The sequence below is a fragment of the Bacteriovorax sp. DB6_IX genome (genome assembly GCF_000447775.1).
Lineage (GTDB): Bacteria > Bdellovibrionota > Bacteriovoracia > Bacteriovoracales > Bacteriovoracaceae > Halobacteriovorax_A.
Genome location: NZ_AUNJ01000394.1, coordinates 1 through 316 on the forward strand (window position 1 = coordinate 1; position 316 = coordinate 316).

The following is a 316-nucleotide window of genomic DNA, read 5'->3' on the forward strand; positions in this document are numbered from 1 at the left end:
TGAACAACCGATGAAAGCATCTGCTCCCTTCATCGCATCAGCAAGAGTTCTACAATCTGTATCGTTAGCAAAATCTTCCTTATATTTATTCAGTCCCGCTTCTCTACCTTTGTAGATAACACCACGAGAGTCAGTCATCATAAGATTTTCTGGCTTAACACCCATTTGGAAGAAGAGTTTTGCACAAGCAATAGAAGCAGCTCCAGCTCCTGAGAAGACAACTTTTACATCTTCTATTTTCTTCTTAGAGATTTCAATAGCGTTGATAAAACCAGCAGAAGCGATAATCGCTGTTCCGTGTTGGTCATCGTGGAAA

The 316-nt window shown here is 40.5% G+C and carries 1 protein-coding gene; it reads right to left on the reverse strand.

Annotated elements, in window-relative coordinates; genetic code table 11:
- On the reverse strand, positions 1–316 hold a 316-nt coding region (locus tag M901_RS12510), incomplete at both ends, for a malic enzyme-like NAD(P)-binding protein (RefSeq protein ID WP_021278568.1).